This window comes from Arthrobacter sp. efr-133-TYG-118, assembly GCF_030209755.1.
In the GTDB taxonomy this organism is placed as follows: Bacteria; Actinomycetota; Actinomycetes; order Actinomycetales; family Micrococcaceae; genus Arthrobacter.
This window is the reverse complement of sequence record NZ_JARVRH010000043.1, coordinates 18,092-37,142: the sequence shown is the minus strand read 5'-3', so window position 1 is coordinate 37,142 and position 19,051 is coordinate 18,092. Positions and strand designations below refer to the sequence as shown.

The 19,051-nt window shown below is 63.5% G+C and carries 15 protein-coding genes; 10 read left to right on the top strand and 5 right to left on the bottom strand.

From position 1 onward, the window contains the following. Positions 1-68 precede the first annotated feature (68 nt). Positions 69-1,139, bottom strand: a complete 1,071-nt coding sequence (locus tag QRN59_RS24085) for a LacI family DNA-binding transcriptional regulator (RefSeq protein ID WP_284984951.1) — start codon at positions 1,137-1,139, stop codon at positions 69-71. 377 nt (positions 1,140-1,516) lie between these two features. Between QRN59_RS24085 and QRN59_RS24080 the strand changes: the two genes are divergently transcribed. Next, entirely contained in the window at positions 1,517-4,123 is a 2,607-nt protein-coding gene (locus QRN59_RS24080) for a glycoside hydrolase family 32 protein (protein ID WP_284984950.1), read from the top strand. 543 nt (positions 4,124-4,666) lie between these two features. Here the strand turns inward: QRN59_RS24080 and QRN59_RS24075 are convergent. Beyond that, positions 4,667-4,960: a putative quinol monooxygenase gene (locus QRN59_RS24075; protein WP_284984949.1), complete on the bottom strand. Its 294-nt coding sequence runs from the start codon at positions 4,958-4,960 to the stop codon at positions 4,667-4,669. 46 nt (positions 4,961-5,006) lie between these two features. Beyond that, complete coding sequence (locus tag QRN59_RS24070; RefSeq protein ID WP_284984948.1) at positions 5,007-6,005, bottom strand: LacI family DNA-binding transcriptional regulator; 999 nt, start codon at positions 6,003-6,005, stop codon at positions 5,007-5,009. Positions 6,006-6,171: 166 nt separating this feature from the next. Between QRN59_RS24070 and QRN59_RS24065 the strand changes: the two genes are divergently transcribed. From QRN59_RS24065 to QRN59_RS24045, 5 genes are all read left to right on the top strand, one after another. Further along, positions 6,172-7,287 (top strand): substrate-binding domain-containing protein, encoded by a 1,116-nt coding sequence (locus QRN59_RS24065; RefSeq protein WP_284984947.1) that lies wholly within the window; start codon positions 6,172-6,174, stop codon positions 7,285-7,287. Between the two features lie 96 nt (positions 7,288-7,383). Then, a complete protein-coding gene (locus QRN59_RS24060) occupies positions 7,384-8,430 on the top strand; it encodes an ABC transporter permease (RefSeq protein ID WP_234750546.1) in 1,047 nt (348 codons plus the stop codon). Continuing rightward, positions 8,427-9,221, top strand: coding sequence for an ATP-binding cassette domain-containing protein (locus QRN59_RS24055; RefSeq protein WP_284984946.1), 795 nt, complete (start codon positions 8,427-8,429; stop codon positions 9,219-9,221). Before QRN59_RS24060 ends, QRN59_RS24055 begins: the two co-directional genes overlap by 4 nt. A 118-nt stretch (positions 9,222-9,339) precedes the next feature. Next, the gene (locus QRN59_RS24050; RefSeq protein WP_284984945.1) at positions 9,340-10,302 is read left to right on the top strand and encodes a carbohydrate kinase family protein; all 963 of its coding nucleotides are present in this window, start codon (positions 9,340-9,342) and stop codon (positions 10,300-10,302) included. 1,158 nt (positions 10,303-11,460) lie between these two features. Further along, on the top strand, positions 11,461-11,976 hold the full coding sequence (locus QRN59_RS24045) for a DeoR/GlpR family DNA-binding transcription regulator (RefSeq protein WP_284984944.1): 516 nt from the start codon (positions 11,461-11,463) through the stop codon (positions 11,974-11,976). Between the two features lie 61 nt (positions 11,977-12,037). On the opposite strand, the gene QRN59_RS24040 is transcribed toward QRN59_RS24045, so the two are convergent. After that, positions 12,038-13,012, bottom strand: coding sequence for an aldo/keto reductase (locus QRN59_RS24040; protein WP_284984942.1), 975 nt, complete (start codon positions 13,010-13,012; stop codon positions 12,038-12,040). A 238-nt stretch (positions 13,013-13,250) separates the two neighbouring features. After that, entirely contained in the window at positions 13,251-14,429 is a 1,179-nt protein-coding gene (locus QRN59_RS24035) for an ROK family transcriptional regulator (protein WP_284984941.1), read from the bottom strand. Positions 14,430-14,878: 449 nt separating this feature from the next. Between QRN59_RS24035 and QRN59_RS24030 the strand changes: the two genes are divergently transcribed. The 4 genes from QRN59_RS24030 to QRN59_RS24015 all read left to right on the top strand — a co-directional run bounded on the left by QRN59_RS24030 (position 14,879) and on the right by QRN59_RS24015 (position 19,048). Further along, the gene (locus QRN59_RS24030) at positions 14,879-16,003 is read left to right on the top strand and encodes a substrate-binding domain-containing protein (protein ID WP_284984940.1); all 1,125 of its coding nucleotides are present in this window, start codon (positions 14,879-14,881) and stop codon (positions 16,001-16,003) included. Positions 16,004-16,092: 89 nt separating this feature from the next. Beyond that, positions 16,093-17,103 (top strand): phosphotriesterase family protein, encoded by a 1,011-nt coding sequence (locus QRN59_RS24025; RefSeq protein WP_284984939.1) that lies wholly within the window; start codon positions 16,093-16,095, stop codon positions 17,101-17,103. After that, positions 17,100-18,071, top strand: a complete 972-nt coding sequence (locus tag QRN59_RS24020) for an ROK family protein (protein WP_284984938.1) — start codon at positions 17,100-17,102, stop codon at positions 18,069-18,071. The genes QRN59_RS24025 and QRN59_RS24020 overlap by 4 nt, the downstream gene beginning before the upstream one ends. Beyond that, a complete protein-coding gene (locus QRN59_RS24015; RefSeq protein WP_284984937.1) occupies positions 18,068-19,048 on the top strand; it encodes an ABC transporter permease in 981 nt (326 codons plus the stop codon). Before QRN59_RS24020 ends, QRN59_RS24015 begins: the two co-directional genes overlap by 4 nt. Positions 19,049-19,051 lie beyond the last annotated feature (3 nt).

Below are 19,051 nucleotides of genomic sequence, written 5' to 3'. Positions count from 1 at the left end.
TCTTTCCTATCTTCATCAGCAAGGTGAAGTGGTGGGTAAGGGTTTGCTCTTCGACATTGATTTCACGGTCAGACCGAAGAGCGTTCTAGCAGCGGACAGTCGACCAATTGCTGGTCGGCAGTGATCGGCTGTCCTGCTGTGAGAGCTGCGAGCGTCTGGACTCCCAGAGCGCCCATTTTTTCGAAGGGCAACGCAACCGTGGTCAGCTTTGGCCTGAGGTAGGCCGCAATCAGTTCCTGGTTGTCGAAGCCGATCACGGCGATGTCGCCGGGGATGGTCAGTCCCCGTTCCTTGATGGCGTCATAAGCGCCCATCGCCATGCGGTCATTGAGGCAGAACAGGGCGGTTGGCCTTTGATCTTTCGGATAGCGGTCCAGAATTTGGCAGGCCGCCTCGTAGCCTCCATCCGCCGTCGCATGCCCGGACACCACCAGCTCCGGATCCAGTTCGAGCCCGGCGCCGGCGAGTGCTTCACGGGCACCCTTCAACCGTCCGACGGCCGCGGGAATGTGCGGGTCCAGGTTGATGACTCCGATCCTGCTGTGGCCGGCCCGGAGCAAACGTTCGACGGCGACCCTGCCGCCCGCGCGCTCGTCCGGGACGATCGAGGGCAGCTTCCCGTCCGCATCGAAACAATTGATCAGGACGGTGGGAACCTCGTGGGCGCTTTCCGGAACATGCACGCCGCGGTGGTATGTTGCCGCGTACAAAAGTCCTTCCACTCGTTGTTCCAGCAGCTTTTCCGTTGCTGCATCTTCCAGCCCTTGGTTGGGTCCCACGGCATCGGCCTGGTCCGAAGGCGCGATGAGCAGGAACCGGTGGTCAAGCCAGGCTTGATCCTGGGCGCCCTTGATGATGTCCACCGCAAACGGGGCCGTCACGATCTCGGTGACGAGTCCGTACCAATCACTGCGCTGGGAAGCCAGTGCGCGCGCTCCGGCATTCGGGCGGTAACCCAATGCCTGAACGGCGTCGTTGATGCGGATGCGTGTTTCCTCAGAAATGCTGGCGTTTTCTCGGTTGCTCAGCACGAACGAGACCGCCGTCCGGGAGACACCGGCGTGCCTGGCGACATCACTCATGGTGACACCCCGCTGCCGCACAGCCGCGGCTTTCTGGGGGGTCGTGGGTTTCGCCATTGAATGCTCCGGTGTCTTCGTTGATCCTGCGCGCAGTACCAAGGGTTCGGTCTGAGGTCGTATCGCAATCGTTGGCAAGTAACGCGGGTTACCTTCAACGGCGTGATTGAGGTTACACGCGTTACCTCGTGGCTGTCAACGGCTTCCACCGGCATGCGGACAGTTGGTTCACGACCACTTGAGCCAGGCCGGGCGTCGGAGGATTTGACTGTTGACTTGTCCGGTGGACAAGCCGTAGGTTCCCTTTTTGACAACGTTGTCTTCGTTCGGTGGATCTGACGCAAGTGCAGCATTTGAGTCGATCAAGGCCCCCACACAACCAGCCGAGCGACAACCGGCATTACCTGCCTGTCATTGTCGACACGAAAGGTGAATACGTGCGCCGCACACATTCCGGTCCCGGTCTGACACCCGGACCAAAATCAAAAAAACGTCTCAACGCCCTGATCCTCGCCGCCGCCATGGCCGCTGGCAGCGCCCTTCCGCTGTCCGGCCCGGCTCTGGCCGCGGACACCTCCGGGGCGGCCTCGACGGCTTCCGGCGCGGTCGGAACTTCCTCGCCCTACTCCGAGACATACCGGCCCCAGTTCCACTTCAGCCCGGCAACGAACTGGATGAACGACCCGAACGGCATGGTCTACTACCAAGGCGAATACCACATGTTCTTCCAGTACAACCCCTCGGGGGACACCTGGGGCAATATGTCCTGGGGCCACGCCGTCAGCACGGACCTGGTGCACTGGACGCAGCTCCCGCTCGCCATTCCGCAGGACGACAAAAACATGATCTTCTCGGGCAGTGCTGTCATCGATAAAGACAACACGACGGGCTTTGGCCAGCCGGGCAACCCCGCCATGGTGGCAATCTATACCGCCGCCGACAAGGCTACCGGGAAGCAGTCCCAAGCACTCGCCTACAGCACGGACAAAGGCCGGACCTTCACCAAATATTCCGGGAACCCAGTGCTGGACATCGGGTCAAACAACTTCAGGGACCCGAAAGTCTTCTGGTACGAGGCCGGACACGAGTGGCTGATGTCGGCCGCGTTGTCCGACCAGCACAAGGTGTCTTTCTACAGTTCTCCTGACCTGAAAACGTGGAAGCATCTGAGTGATTTCGGTCCTGCAGGTGCCACGGGCGGTGCCTGGGAATGTCCTGACCTGTTCCCCCTGCCGGATCCCGCCAACCCCGGCAAACAGAAGTGGGTACTGACGGTCAACCTCAACCCGGGCGGGATCGCAGGAGGTTCGGGCGTCCAATATTTCACCGGAAGCTTCGACGGCACCAAGTTCACCTCGGATGACAAACCCTACGTCCCCCCGGCCGGGACATCTCTGGGAAACTTCGATAACGGTACTTACGATGGCTGGCAAACCACCGGGACCGCCTTCGGCACTGCCCCGGCCACAGGAAGCCTGCCGGGCCAGTCCAGCGTTACAGGCTTTGAAGGAACCGGCTTCGCCAACAGCTTCAACGGCGGTGACGGCCCCACCGGCACACTCAGTTCCGAGACCTTCACCGTCAACAAATCCCACCTGAACTTCCTCGTCGGCGGCGGCAACCACCCCTACGCCGCCGACACCGTCCCGTTCGGCACCCTGCCGGCCGGTCAGGTGTTCAACGACTTCTCCGGGACCACCTACGGTGCCGGCTGGACCGCCACCGGTTCCTTCGCCAGCTCCGGGCCCTCGACAGAGAGCCTGCCCAACCAGCTCGGCCCCAAGGTGCTGGACACCTATGCGCCCGCCGGAGATCCCGGCACGGGCACCATCACCTCGCCGACCTTCACGGTCAACAGCCCGTACATCGACCTGCAAGTCGCTGGCGGGAACCACCCCTGGGGCCAGGCGAACGCGACCGCGGTCAACCTGATCATCGGCGGACAGGTCGTCGCGACCACCACCGGCCCCAACAGCCCTGACCTGACGTGGACGAACTGGGACGTGAGCAAGTACCAAGGCCAGCAGGCGCAGATCCAGGTCGTGGACCAGAACGACGGGTCCACCGGCGGATGGGGCCACCTCATGGTGGGCGACATCGTCTTCGCCAACGCCCAGGCCAAGTCCTGGGACACGCAGACCTCCGTTAATCTCGTCGTCGACGGCAAGGTGGTGCGCTCCGCCACGGGCGCAAACAGCGAGAACCTGGACTGGGCGTCGTGGGACCTGAGCGACCTGATCGGCAAGCAGGCGCAGATCCAGGTCGTCGACCACAACACCGGCGGCTGGGGACACATCCTGGCCGACGACTTCACCCTCTCAGACACAGCGGCACAATCCGCAGTCCAACGCGCTCACTGGGTCGACTACGGCAAGGACAACTACGCCGGTGTCACCTTCAATGACGCCCCTGGCGGCAAGCGGATCATGATCGGCTGGATGAACAACTGGGACTATGGAGGATCCATTCCCACCTCACCATGGCGCAGCGCCATGACCGTCCCGCGGGAGCTGTCCCTCCAAACCGTCGACGGCGCACCCCGCCTGATGCAGACACCGGTCAAGCAGCTCAACCAGCTCACTACGGGGCCGTCCGTCCACAAGGAGAACATGTCCGTCCCTGCCGGAAGCACCGTCCTGCCGGCCACAGGGAAGGCGCTCGACATCTCGGCGTCCTTCACTGCCGGTACTGCAAGCTCCTACGGACTGAAAGTCCGCACCGGGTCCGGCCAGGAAACACTCATCGGCTATGACAACAAATCCGGACAGGTCTACATCGACCGGACCAAGTCCGGCGCCGTGGGATTCAACCCCAGCTTTCCCGGAGTCCAGACCGCGCCGCTCACGACAAGCGGAGGAACAGTCAAACTCCGGATCCTGGTTGACTGGTCCTCGGTCGAAGTCTTCGCCGACGACGGGAAAATCGTCCTGACAGACCAGATCTTCCCGGACCCATCCAGCCAAGGCATCGAAGCTTTCGCCAACGGAGGAAACGCTGTTCTTACTTCTCTGGACGTCAAGCAGATGAAGTCGGCCTGGCAATAACCGGAAGCCCCATCGCTTTGATCAGACCGCGGCGCCCGCAACTTCACCGTTGCGGGCGCCGCACCCAGCGGCCCTTGCATCATGCACGTACCGGGGCAATCATGCCGGGTCAGGAGAGCAGCCAGCAGACCTCATCCTGCAACCGGAGCGGGCTACGAAAAAGCGCCGGAGCGGCGCCGCATCAGGAAACAGGCGTCCACGAGTCCTCCTGAGGAGGATGGGACACGACGAATGGCACTTCCAGCCAGTGCCCATCGCTTCCATGACGGAGGGGGTCGTCTGCCCGGCGGTGCCAGATTTCCAGGCGCATCATCCACTCTTGAGTATGCTTCTGCACCCGCCCCATGGTGTCCTTTGCTGGAGCGTGGCCGGGCATAGAGATGGACGGATCCCTTCTGGTGCTGCCTGTGCTTCCTGGCTTCAGTTGAATTGCGTATTAAATGCGCAATGGTCGTTGCTGCTCCCGAAGTAGTCCGGGAGCAGCAACGACCGCTGGGGTGCAGGCGCTTTTCAGCCCTGCGCACTTTTCTGCCTTGGCGGGCCCTAAATCAGTGGGCGGAGCCAGGTCAGGACGGAGCCGTCTTCTTCGATGTGCCCGGCGAGTTCGGCGTTGAATTTCCGGCCGTATTCCGCTCCGATGTGTTCCTCGAACGCCGCTTCATCGCGGTAGACCTCGAACACGAAGTATTCCCGCGGGTTGCTTTCGCGGGTGTAGGGCAGGAACATGACGTTTCCGGGTTCCCGGCGGACGTGGCCGGTGAGCTCTGCCATCATTTCGGCCACCCTCGCTTCGCTGCCTTCCCTGACGGTGAATTCCGCGTACAGTGTTTTGGTCATGTCCGGTCCTTGCTTGGTGGGTTCGGATGTTTTGCAGGGTTGGTTGTTAGTTCAGTGGCGGGATCTCGCCGGATCCCCTGGGGATCAGTTCTGACGGGACGATGTAGGTTTTCGGGGCGCCGTCGTCTCCGTCGATTCTGGCGAGGATCCGTTCGGCGGCGAGTTTGCCGATGCGCTCGGGGTGCTGGGCGATCACGGTGATCCCCGGTTCCATCATGTCGGCCAGGGTGAAGTCGTCAAATCCGATCAAGGCAACTTTGTGATGCAACCCAAGGGATCTCAGCGCGCGCATGGCACCGAAGGTGATCAGGTTCTGGCTGGAGAAGATCGCGGTGGGAGGGTTCTCCGAGGTGAGCAACTCGATCGCCGCCCGGAGGGCGGTCTCTTCGTCGTGGAGTCCGTTGCGCACCGGGATGGTCGAGGTCGCAATTCCTGCCCTGCCGATTTCCTCCAGGAACCCCGTGCGGCGTTTCGTTGCCGTCTGGATGTCCGTCCGGTCGCCGAGGTAGGCGAGTCTGCTGTGGCCGTGGCGGATGAGGTGCGCGGCCGCCTTTGAGGCGCCCACCTCATTGTCCGTGACCACCGCGTCGGCTTCGATGCCCACCGGCTCGCGGTCGATGAACACCATGGGCAGGTTCCGTGAGTGCTCCGGGATGACGTATGCCTGGCTTCTGGCGATCGGGGTCAGGACAAGTCCGTCGACCCGGCGCCCCAGGAAAGCGGAAATCAGCTTCTTCTCCCGCTCCGGATCGTCATCCAGGCTGGAGGCGAAAACCGCAATCCCGCGCTCGGTCAGTGCGTCTTCCAGTGCCCTGTGGATCTCGCCGCTGAAGGGGTTGGAAACACTGGGCAGCAATAACCCGATGGACTGGGTCTTGCGTCCGGACCGTTTCAGGCTGCCCGCCGTCATGTCAAGGTGATACTGGAGCTGTTCCGTGGCCCTGAGCACCCGCTGGCGCGTTTCCTCTGAAACACCGGGTTCGTTGTTCACGACTCTCGAGACCGTCTTGATCCCGACTCCAGCGAGATCCGCGACGTTTTTCATCGTCGGAGGCCTCCGACCGGAAACGGATTGGTAACGATTAGACACCGTTGTCAACGAACTGCTCCTCATCATCGATTAACACTTGACTCCCCAGTGTGAGCTTGGTTACATGATACATGACATCGTTGTCTGACGCCGGAAAGGCGCCACAAACACAGGAGTTTCAATGTTGAGTTCCAAAGCCCCGAGGCCGGCCGCGACCCGCCTTCTTGCCGCCGGCGCAGTCCTGACCCTCGGCGCACTTAGCTTGACCGCCTGCGGAGGCAGTTCCTCCAGCTCGTCCTCCAGCGGAGGCGCCGCCGGAAAGATCGGCGTTTCGCTGATCGTGAAGACCACCTCCAACCCCTACTTCGTAGCGATGGAGGACGGTGCGAAGAAAGCAGCCGAAGGCGGCAATATTGACCTGAAGCTCGCTGCAGGCAAGTCCGACGGCGACGAAGACACCCAGATCCAGGCCATCGAGAACGCCATCTCCAAGGGTGACAAGGGCATCCTGATCACCCCGAACGGGCCCGCCGTCGTCGACGCGATCAAGAAGGCCCGCGACGCAGGCTTGTACGTGATCGCCCTGGATACCCCGCCGGACCCGGCAAGTGCCGTGGACATCACCTTCGCCACCGACAACTTCGCGGCCGGCAAGCAGATCGGTCAGTGGACCGCGGCGCAGCTGGACGGCAAGAAGGCCACCATTGCGCTGGTGGACCTGTTCAGCGACAAGGTCGTCTCGGTTGACTACAACCGCGACCAGGGGTTCCTGACCGGCCTGGGAATCGACACCGCCGACAAGACGAAAAACGGTGACGAGGCCAAGACCGGCAAGTACACCGGCGGCAAGGGCGGGGACTACGAGATCGTCGGCAACCAGGCGTCCCAGGGCGCCGAAGACGGCGGCCGCACGGCGATGGAAACCCTGTTGTCGAAGAACCCGAACATCAACGTCGTCTACACGATCAACGAACCTGCCGCCGCAGGCGCCTATGAGGCCCTGAAGGCCGCGGGCAAGGACAAGGGCGTGCTGGTCGTCTCCATCGACGGCGGCTGCACCGGCGTGAACAACGTCAAGGCCGGCATCATCGGAGCCACCGCCCAGCAGTACCCGGTGAAGATGGCCCAGCTGGGCGTCCAGGCCATCCAGGACCTGGCCACGTCAGGCAAGAAGCCCACGGTCTCAGCGGGCCTGGACTTCTTCAACACCGGCTCCGCACTCGTCACGGACAAGGCAGTTTCCGGACTGCAGAGCATCGACACGACGGCTGCTTCCCAGATCTGCTGGGGCAAGTAACGCCTCCACTCTGCGGGGGGCCGCGCTAAAGCGTCTCCCCGCAGCATACCCAGCACGACAACAGTTATAGAACATTGAAGTTCAGGAGCTATTCAAGTGACCCAGCAACAGACCGCCGGCCCGCCGAGCGCCGGACATGCTGACCTGGCCGAGGAATTCCTCGACCGCCAGACCCCTCTCAGCAGAATCCGCAACATTCTCCACCGCTACCCGGCCCTCAGCCCCGCCATTGTCCTGCTGATCGCGGTGGTGGTCTTCGGGATCCTCAATGAGCGCTTCCTGCGGGTGGAGAACCTGTCGCTCATCACGCAGCAGGTCGCGGTGGTGGGCACCCTGGCGATCGCCCAGACCCTGATCATCCTGACCGCCGGCATCGACCTCTCGGTCGGGGCGGTCATGATCCTGTCCTCGATGGTGATCGCCCAGCTCGCCGTCAGCAACGGCATCCCCGGGCCGCTCGCCCTCATTGCCGGTCTCGCCGTCGGTCTGGCTGCCGGGGCACTCAACGGCTTCCTGGTGACCAGATTCCGGCTCCCGCCGTTCATCGTCACCCTCGGAACGCTGAACATTTTCGTCGCCCTGACGCTGCTCTACTCCGGCGGCAGCACGGTGCGCGGATCAGCGATGCCGCCGGTGCTCACCTGGCTGGGAAGCACGTTCCCGATCGGACCCGTACGCATCTCCACCGGCGTCGTCATGATGATCCTGCTCTACGTCGTGGTCGCTTTCATCCTGGGCAAGACCGCCTGGGGACGCCACGTCTACGCCGTGGGCGATGACAAGGAAGCCGCCCGGTTGGCCGGCATTCCTGTGAGCCGCGTGCTGATGAGCGTCTACCTTGCCGCCGGGGCGGTGCTTGCCGTGGGCGCCTGGATCCAGATAGGCCGGACGAACGCCGCCAGCCCGAACGCCGGGGTCGACCTGAACCTGGACTCCATCACCGCCGTCGTGATCGGCGGAACCAGCCTCTTCGGCGGACGCGGCTCCATCTGGGGTTCCCTGCTTGGCGCATTGATCGTCGGCATCTTCCGCAACGGCCTCTCACTCGCAGGCCTGGACGTCCTCTACCAGACTCTCGCCGTCGGCATCCTGATCATCGTTGCCGTGTCTATCGACCAGTGGATCCGAAAGGTCAAGTCATGACCATGACAGAATTTTCAGCCTCCCACACCGCCACCCGCGAACCCATCCTCAAGGCCAGGAACCTCGTCAAGACCTTCGGCCGCGTCGTCGGCCTCGACGGCGTGAGTCTGGACCTGTACCCGGGCGAGGTCCTGGCCGTGATCGGCGATAACGGCGCCGGCAAGTCCACGCTCATCAAGTGCCTCACCGGCGCCGAAATCCCCGACACCGGGGAGCTCTACGTATCGGGACAGCAGGTGCACTTCAAACGCCCGCAGGACGCGCGGGTCCACGGCATTGAAACGGTTTACCAGAACCTGGCCGTTTCCCCGGCCCTGGATGTCGCCTCGAACCTGTTCCTCGGCCGCGAAGAACGCCTCCCGGGCCTCCTGGGGAGCGTGTTCCGGATGCTCGACACCAAAGGCATGCGCAGGAAGGCCAAGGAAGAACTGACCCGCCTGGGCATCTCCACCCTGCAGGATGTCACAGTTCCGGTCGAGAACCTTTCCGGCGGCCAGCGCCAAGCCGTCGCCGTGGCCCGCGCGGCGGCTTTCGGGTCCAAGGTCGTCGTTCTGGACGAGCCGACGGCGGCACTGGGCGTGCGCGAATCGAACCAGGTCCTCCAGCTGGTCCGCGACCTGCGCGACCGCGGCCTGCCGGTCATCCTGATCAGCCACAACATGCCACACGTGTTCGATGTGGCCGACCGGATCCACATCCAGCGCCTGGGCAAGTGCGCGGCCACCATCACCCCGCAGTCCCACAGCATGACCGACGCCGTCGCCATCATGACAGGAGCCGCAAAGGCCTGACAGGCCCACCGGCACCTCCCGCTCCACCGGAGCCCTTTCTCCGTCCGCGGACCTGCTGACAGGTCCGCGGACGGATCCATACCGGGCTCCCACCAGTCAACCCGAAGAAAGAACCCCGATGCACAAGCCCCAACCGGACGGCTCCAACCACGAGCTGATAGACGCTGTCGTCATCGGCGAAGCCCTGATCGACATCGTCAACGGCCCCGAAGGGTCCATCAGTTATCCGGGCGGGTCCCCGGCCAACGTCGCCTATGGCCTCGGCCGGCTCGGCGTCCGGACCGGGCTGCTCACGGCTATCGGCGACGACGAACACGGCACCGCCATCACCAACCACCTCCACAGCGCAGGCGTCGAGCTTCTTCCCGGATCCGCTTCCCTTGAACGGACGGCAACCGCCACCGCGACATTGGCTGCCGACGGCTCAGCCAGCTACGAGTTCGACATCGCCTGGCAGCTGGCACCTGTGGCGCCGGCCATGATCCCGAAAATTCTGCACACGGGCTCGATCGCCACGTTCCTGGCCCCGGGAGCCGGCACCGTCCGCACTCTTCTCGAGCAGTGCCACCAGTCCTGCCTGGTCACTTACGACCCCAATATCCGCCCTGCTCTCCTTGGCAGCCACACCGAGGCAACGACGATCTTCGAGGACCTGCTTCCGCTCACGGACGTCGTCAAACTCAGTGACGAAGATGCACACTGGCTCTACCCCGGATGGTCCCCGGACGACGTCGCCGCCCACTTGCTGCAACATGGCGCGCGCCTGGCCGTCATCACCAAGGGCGCCGACGGGGCCCTGCTCGCCAGTCCCGGCGCCCGGTTCAGCATCCCGTCCGTGAAAACCGACGTTGCCGACACCATCGGGGCAGGCGACTCCTACATGGCCGCACTCATCTTCGGACTGCTGACCCGGGGCGACGAAGCATTCGGACCGGCCGCACTCCAAGACATCGGACAAACAGCGTCAATGGCCGCCGCAATCACGGTGAGCCGCCCGGGCGCCAACCCGCCGACCGCCGAAGAGTTGCAGACGCGTCTGGCAGGCCCTCGGCGACGTCGGCACGCCGTCGCCTATTCTTAACCATCCACGGCCCGATCTCGGGCTGTCAGTTCGACGCACCGCCGTCCACTTGTGTGTGCGCTCATTCAGGCCAAGAAGCGAGATCTTCAACGACGCTAATGCTCTTCATGTTCCTGCACTGCGACGGAAGCCCCAGCTGAGAGTCCCGGGCATTGGCCAAGGTTCAGCTCGTAAAGGTGACGCTCTCAAAGTCGGCGCTCCGTCAGATCCTTTGCGGCAATCCCAGCGAGAGCTCCTGTGAAACGCAAGAGCCCGGCATGGTCGTCGCTGATGAAGCTGATATCCAGTAGGCCCCGAGCCGGGTCCATCTTTCCCGTCGAGCGAGGCGGCAGTTCGGACCCTGGACCCGTCGAATTCGATTTGGAAGTGCTCGGGTCCGTCCTGTCCGGGGTCCAGGACGGACCCGTACTCGCCGTGTTTGTCTCGGTGTTATCACCCCGTCACGCCGATGTGGTCGGTGTCCAGGGTGATGCACACGAGGCTTTCCTGCGGCCAGAAACTTGGGGTGTGGCCGGGGAAACTGAGGACATCGGCAGCAGTTTTGATCATGAGCGTTTCCATGGTCCTTCTCTTTCCGAGGCGGCGTCGCCAGTGGGCGAGTGGGCGTTAGGTTCCGGCGTCGTTCTGATAGAGGCGCCCCCGCTGGGCATGAGGGGCCGGAGTGCAACTTGGGGAACCGGGAACGATCCGAAAGTTCGCGAGGAAAGAAGCGGAGCGCCGAGCGAAGTTTTGGATTGGGGCCGGCGCAAAACGCCCTGGTTGCGCGGAGGGCCGGCCCAGCGATAATCGACGATCAGAATGACAAACAGCGATGACTACGGCTGCCTGTGGTCAGCGGTAAGGGCCAAACACGACGCCACATCTGTGCGGGAAAGCAGCAGAGCTGTTGGGCTTTACTGTGCTCCTGTGGGCGAGCACGAGAATGTCCAAGTCGGGGACGAGCTCCACAAGCGGCGACTTGGCCGAGCGAGGCCCCGGAAATTGCAACCGACTCACCTTTAACTCACCTTAATCAGCGTCAACCAATGACAACCCATCACCCATCGTCGCCTACAAAAACCCCTAGATTCCGGGGGAGAGGGACATATTCAAGGCGCACAGAGGACCTGGGTCCTAAAGCGGGGGTCGTCGGTTCGAATCCGACAGGGGGCTCTTAGTTTGGCTCTGGAACAGGAAGGGATCGCCCGGCGTGTCCGGGGCGGTACGGTCTACGTCTGCACCGAGGATTTTCATCAACGCCAAGGTCGGCATTTTGCCGCAAAACGACGTATCGCCGAGAAGTTAGTGCCCCTGATCAAGTCAAACCAGGCCATCGGTCTCGATGCATCAACGACGGTCTTTCAGCTCGCAAGCGCACTAAAGGACGTCGAGCAACTCTCGGTTATCACGAACGGACTGGCCACCTTCACGGCCCTTCAACATCGGCCAGGGATACGCGCGCACCTCACCGGAGGGGAATCCGAGGAGCAAAACGCCAGCCTCGTCGGGCCGTTGGCTGTGGGTTCGTTGTCCAGTTTCCTGCTGAATACATGTTTTCTCTCGACGACTTGCATCGACCCGGTCATCGGCACCAGCGAACCCACAATGGCTCAGGTTGAGGTGAAGAAGGCGATGGCGGACGCGTCCCAGTCGTCATTGCCACGGACTCATCGAAGCTCGGTACGCGGTCCGTAGCTCGGTCCGTAGCTCGGTCCGACATCGGTCGACAAGCCCAACAGAAGGCAGTTTCCGAGGCTCAGTGAGGGACTGCGGTAGGGAAGGTCACACCTTGATCCCTGAAATGCAGTGGATCCGTGGTCGGAACGACATCGTTACGGCAACTTATAGCCAGTTCGGATTCCTCCACCAGATCAAGCAGGTCGTCCCAGACGCCAGAGGGGATCCTCCACTGCGCAAGGTCCGTGACAAAATCGGCTTGCGCCGGGGTGCTGGCGCCGACGATCGTTGAAGTGACCCGTGGATCAAGCGTCGAGAACTGCAGGGCAGCTGCCGCCAAGGGGATGCCGTACGCCGCACAGATCAACCGCATCTTATCGCTGCGTTCCAGACGTGCCGGACTTCTCTCCCGGTTTACGCCCTGGGCAGACCTTCCAACCCCATCCAGAAGTAATCTGCCGGTGAATGGCGCGGCATTTACGAACGCCACCTCCCGGGAGACGGCATTCTGGATCAGCGGCTCGGCTGCCCGATCCAGCAGGCTATACGGAACGTGGCTGATCACCGCGTCGAACTCATCAGTTTGCAGGTACTTCAGCTGGAGATCTATCGGACCGCCCGCAATACCAAGATGATTGATCAAGCCCTGATCCCGCAACCCAACGAGCGTTGCAAGGGGGCCGCTACGCGCCGTTGCTGATTCAAAGCTGAACTCTTCGGGATTACGCAGCAAGACGAGCGGGAGAAGGTCGAGGCCAAGGCGCTGAAGGCTCTCTTCCACGGCGCGCAAAATGCCGTCCCCCGAGAAGTCGAGCGCTAAGGCAGGTCCAACGCTACGTGTCAGGACAAATCCATCGGGCAAGCCGCCTGCTTCGGAAATGGCCTTCCCAATACACCGTTCTCCCTCGGCTCCTTGCCAGGATTCACCACTCGCATCGATGAAGTTGAAAGGTCCTTCCAACACCCTCCGGATGGTCTCCGAGGCGGCTTCGAAACCGGGCCCGCTATCCGGCTGTCCAGTGCACACATCAATCGTGCTAAGGCTGATGCCCACTGATGACGCCGACAGGCCCGCACGGCTAAGCATTCGTCTTCTTATGTTTACCCTCGTGCAACCCTTCAAACGGTTTTGTGAGCTTTCCTAGGCTCGGCATCTGAAGCCGAGAAATTCTTTTTTACAATCCACCCCTCGTTGGCCGTGGGCGCCTGCCGGCACCAGCCACCTGCCAGTGCCGATGCAGGCGTCGTGGCCGCCCGGCCTTCTCTAGGCACCCCAATCCCAATAGGCCTCTTCAACGTCTCGCGGCTTGTACCCGCTCGTGTGTGAGCGCGTCGCCGCCGGGAAGGCTGACGAAGGCTTCCTCGTCTATGCCGAGATCCGCGTACACCTTGTGCAGTGCGGCGACCACGGCGCCGACGGCACCCGAGAAGTCGCCCAACTCGGCAGGAGCGAGCCGGGGAGACGCGCGGAGATTCTGCTCCAGGGCCGCCTGGTAGCGGTCGAGTGTCGACGCGAGGGAGTTCGCGATGCCGCCGCCGAGGACGATCGTCTGCGGATCGCATGAAACCGTTGTGGCCGTGAGAACGATCAGGAGAGCTTGATCGAAATGGGCGCGCAATGCCTTCAGTGCGGGGCCCGCATCGCTAGCGAAGAGCTGGCTAGGGGCCGCGAGATCGATGCCCGCTTCGGCGGCACGGCGGATGATCCCGGCACCGGTGACCATGTGCTCAAGGCGAGTCCCAAGGGGGCCGACGGGCAGCTGCCCGAATTCACCGATTAGTCCGTGGTCGCCCTGAAGGATTCGGCCATCGATCGCCAGGCCGGCGCCGAGACCGGAACCGATCGTGACCATTGCAGCGTTGGACGCGGAACGTGCCGCGCCGAAATGCTGTTCACCGAGGAGCGCATAGTTGGCGTCGTTGTCGAAGCCGACCGGCCTGCCCATCGCATTCTCGACGTCGTCCAGGAATGTTGGCGATTCGATCTGGGCCAAGTTGGGTGCGTTGGAAATCGTGCGCTTCTGCTGACTCACAGCCCCCGGCAGGCCAACGCAGAGGTGTTCGACCCGATCCCAGACGTCTCCGGCCGATGTGCGGGCGGTGGAAGCCAACCAGTGCGCAAGCTCGTGCGCAGTCGTCGCAGTGGGTGTCGCGATCTCGAGGGCAAGGAGCGGACGGGCAAGCAGGTCGGCGACAACGAGACGCACGTTGGACGCTCCGAGGTCCACGCCGACGACGAAACTGCGATTAGACACCACGTCCAGCTCGACGGCCCGACGTCCGCGGGATTCGGAGATGATCTCGGCAGTCTCGGTGACGATTCCTTCAGCGATCAGCTGGTCGACGGCACGGGTGACTGTCGCCGCGGAGATGCCCGATGCTTCGGCAATCCATTTGCGGCTGGCAGGTCGCGACGTCATTAGGGCAGTCAAGACCGCCTTGCGGTTCAGTTCTCTAGTGTCTTGAACCATCGGGCCTCCTTTTGCAATCAGTGTGAATTCAAAGTTAGCCTAAATCGCCCTGGCGATCCAGCCATCTCGGGGTCGGTTTACCGGCCGGTTCTTTTTGTGATGACACTTGCCGGACGGGATGCTCCAGCAGAGGCGGTTGCGCGATTGGCCTCGTCCCGCGTGACTGACTATGACCCGTAGCCCTGATTTAACGGGGCCGAACCGTCGGGCGACGGCGCCGCTCAGACTTCTCGGTGAGAGTCATGAACGGGGCGAGAGGGCAGGGCGGAGGATGCCCCGCATCTTCGTCCGTGATCCCTCCGAGACCTATTCGTTATAATCCGAGGGTTGACTTTACTTGCGCGCTGAAATCAAAATGGATTACGCACAGTCGAAGATGACAGGCCACGGACCAGCCGCTACCTGTCACCGGAACTGGCATCCCACCCGGTCACGGAAGGTAGACCCCCATGAGCACAGCACCCACGGTCCGACGGTTCGGCCTTCGTGCCGCCGTCGGCGCATTTGCGATCACGCTCGCCCTCGCTGGCTGCTCCAGCGGAGGCGGCGGCACGGCCGCTTCGTCCGGACCCGCAGCCAAGCCCAGCCTGGAGTTCGCAGGTCCGAACGGCGAAAAGCCCGGTGCCCTCTCGGAGCTTTCGCTGACGAGCAGCGAGCAGGCGAAGGTGAAGGACGGCAAGTACACCGCCGCTTTCGTCTGGCACACGTCCTCGGACTTCGTGACCGCCGTGGAAAAGGGCGCGCGTGAGGAGTTCAAGAACCTCGGGATCGACGTCGTCGCGAGCACACAGGCCAACTTCAACGCCGCTACCCAGGCCAACAACGTTCAGACAGTCCTCGCGCTGCACCCGAACATCATCGTTACCATCGCGGTCGACCCCACTTCCGCCGCCGAGGCGTTCAAGCCCGCCGTCGCCGCGGGAACGAAGCTCGTCATCATGACCACGCCCCCCGCCGGATACCAGGCCGGCAAGGACTTTGTGTCCATCGTGACGGAGAACCTGGCCCAGGCAGGACGAGCCAACGCCGAGATCCTGGGCGACGCCCTCGGCAAGACAGGTGAGGTGGGCTATATCTCGTACAACGCCAACTTCTGGTTCACGAACCAGAGGGACAAGTCGTTCAAGGATTGGCTGGCGTACGAATACCCCGACATGAAGATCGTTGACTCCGAAGGCTTCGCCGATGAGACGGCCACCCAGACGATCGCGGCCGCTATGATCGCGAAGAACCCGAATATCAAGGGCATCTACGTGTCGTGGGCGACGGCCGCGCAGGGCGTCGTGGCCGCGATCAAGGCGGCCGGGCGGAACGACATCCAGGTGGTCACGAACGACCTGGACACCACCCTTGCGGCCTCGATGGCCTCCGGAACGAACGTGGCCGGAATGGTCGGAAACGGATCCCTCGGAATCGGCAAGGGTCTCGCCTTGGCCGGAGCATACGGCGTCCTCGGCAAGACCGCGCCTGCGCTGGTCGCCTCGGACCCGACCAAGGTCACCAAGGCAGACCTCGACAAGGGATGGCTTTCCGACTATGGCACCCAGCCGCCGTCGAGCATCACCGGCGGCTGACCTCCGACCGAACGGGGCGGACGACCTCCCGCACCGTCCGCCCCGCTCGCAACGCACCCCAAACACCAAGCACCACGAAGGAGACATCGATGTCAGGGCAAGTCACAACCGTTCTCGGTACGGTTTCGACCGATGACCTCGGCAGGGTCATGCCACACGAACACCTCCTCTCGCTGACCCCGGGACCCTGGCTCACCGGCGGGCTGCGGGACGACGCCGTCGATCGGGCGGTTGAGGCTCTCGGGTCGCTCCGAGAGCTCGGATTCGGGACCGTCGTCGACCTCAGCCCTTACGGTGTCGTCGGTCGTGACGACAATGGAGACAACGCTGCACTGCTCGCCGAGATCTCGCGCAAGACGGGCATGCACATCGTCTCCGGAACTGCGTTCTACCTTGAGTCCTACTCTCCCGAGTGGGCGCACGACGCCGACGCCGGCGTCCTCGCCGAACGCCTGATCCGGGATGTGGTCCACGGCATTGGCGACTCGGGCATCCATGCAGGCATCTTCGGTGAACAGGCGACAAGCCTGGGAGAGATCACCTCGTACGAGGAGAAGTGCCTCCGCGCGGTCGCCCGCGCTCAACGCGAGACCGGACTCGCGATCATGACCCACACCACCCACGGCACGATGGCGTTCGAGCAGCTCGAGATCCTCAGGTCCGAAGGCGTTGACCTGGACCGAGTGGTCATCGGCCACTTGGACACCCAGCTGAGCCCCGAATTCGTACGCCGCGTCCTGGATGCCGGGCCCCGTATCGCCATCGATACGATCGGCAAGGAGAGCTGGGACTTCTTCCTTGGTCCGGCCCCCGACCCCCGCCCGGACGGCGAGTTCGACAAGCACGCCTTCCACCGGTCCGACGCCGGACGCGCCGACCTTGTCGCGTGGCTGGTCTCACTCGGCTACACCGACCGCATCTTGCTCTCCCAAGACCTCACCGGAGCCGAAGTATGGATGAATCCGAAAACCCACGGGATCCACGGCTACTCCTACCTCGGCGCTGTCTTCGTTCCTGAGCTCCGCGCACGCGGGGTCTCGGACGCGGACTGCGAACGGCTCCTCACTGCCAACCCCGCAAGCGTGCTGGAGGTGCTGTGAACGTTCTCAAGCATTCCTCCGTTCCGGTTTCGCGGTTCGTCGTCGGTGTCGACCTCGGCGGAACCAAGGTGCGTGCCGGCATTGCCGGCCTCGACGGTCGGGTTCTGTTCCAGATGACCGAACCCACCGCTCCGGACGCTGGGCCCGATCTCGTTCCACAGTTGTCCGCATTGGTGGCCGCCCTGGCCTCGGCTGTCGGGGCCGATGTATCGGCTGTCGTCGCCACGGCGGTCGGAGGAGCGGGCGTTCCCGACGGCGACTCGGGCCGATTCGAGCGCGCGCCGAATCTCGGCGAGCTCGACGGGTTCAGCCTGGCAGCCGACCTGGAGGAGGCGCTGGGGCATCCGGTGGTGCTGGAGAACGATGTCAACATCGCCGCTCTCGGCGAACTGCACGACGGCGTCGGCTCCGCGTACGACAGCTTCGCGTTCGTATCGGTCGGCACCGGCATCGGCGTCGGTCTCATCCTCGACCGTCGGCTGTGGGCCGGAGCGAGCGGCGGCGCCGGGGAGATCGGGTACCTGCCGTTCGGTGCCGACCCGCTCAACCCCGCCAGCCACCGTCGCGGTCCGCTCGAAGAGGTAGTTGCGGGCGACGCCATCGGCCGTCGGTATGCGGCCTCCTCCGACGCAGCCGCCCCCGAAGCCACTCCAGATGCCGTCGAGGTCTTCGACCGGGCCGGGCGCGGGGACCCCCGTGCGGCCGCCTCGCTCGACGAGGAGGCGAAGTGGATCGCCCATGCCCTCGTCGCGGTCGACGCCGTCGTGAACCCGGGACTTTTCGTCCTCGGCGGGGGAATCGGCACCCGCATCGAACTCCTCGCGCCCATCCGCGCGTGGATGACGCGCCTCGGTCGAGGCGACCTCGAGGTCGCCATCAGCCGGCTCGGCCCCCGCGCCCCCATCGCCGGCGCCGTGCGCCTGGCCATCGACAAGGCCCTCCAGCCACAAGAAAGAGAAGCATCATGACCATCACGACCCACGTCAAGACAGGGACGGCCAGCGACGTCCTCCGGCACATCGATTGGAGGCAGTATGTCGTCTACATCGGCTTCGTAGTCGTCTTCGCCTACTTCGCCATCACCCAGGCCGGCAACTTCCTCAACACCACGACCCTGGTCAACATCATCACCCAGGCCGCCCCCATCACCGTGATGGCGGTCGGCGCGGTGTTCGTCTTGAGTGTCGGTGAAATCGACCTCTCCATCGGTTCCACCGTCGCACTAGCGTCCCTCGGGTCGGCCGTGACGCTGCAGGCGACCCACCAATGGTGGTTGGCCGCGTTGGCCGGACTCGCCATCGGCGCTGGGGTCGGCGCGGTCAACGGGATCTTCATCACTCTGGTGCGTCTGCCATCCTTCCTGGTCACTCTGGCCACGATGGGCCTGGTGGCCGGACTCGCCCAGCAGGCGACCAACCTGCAATCGGTTCCGGTCACGAACAGCGCCTTCGGTTGGCTGTTCGGCGGCGGCACGCTTCTCGGAATCCCCATTCTGATCTGGTGGACAGTCGTGATCGTCGCCATCGGCTGGCACGTGCTCCGTCAGCGCTCATTCGGCGCGCACGTACTCGCGGTGGGCAACAAATCGTCGGCAGCGGCGGTGAGCGGCATCCGAGTGAACCGCGTGAAAATGGTCGTCTTCATCGTGAGCGGCATGGCGGCGGCCCTGGCCGGCCTCCTCTACGCGGGTCGTCTTGCCGGCGCGACGTACACGCTCGGCAGCTCCGACCTGATGAGCGTGCTCGCCGCGGTCATCGTCGGGGGCACCTCCCTCACCGGAGGCAAGGGCTCCATCATCGGAGCCCTTGTCGGCAGCCTGTTCATGAGCATGATCAACTACGGTCTGCTCCTGGGCGGCCTCAACGTGGCACAGCAGCTAATCGTGCGCGGCATCATCATCCTCGCCGCCGTCTCCCTCTCGCTCCGCGCCAAGAAGAACAGTTAGGCC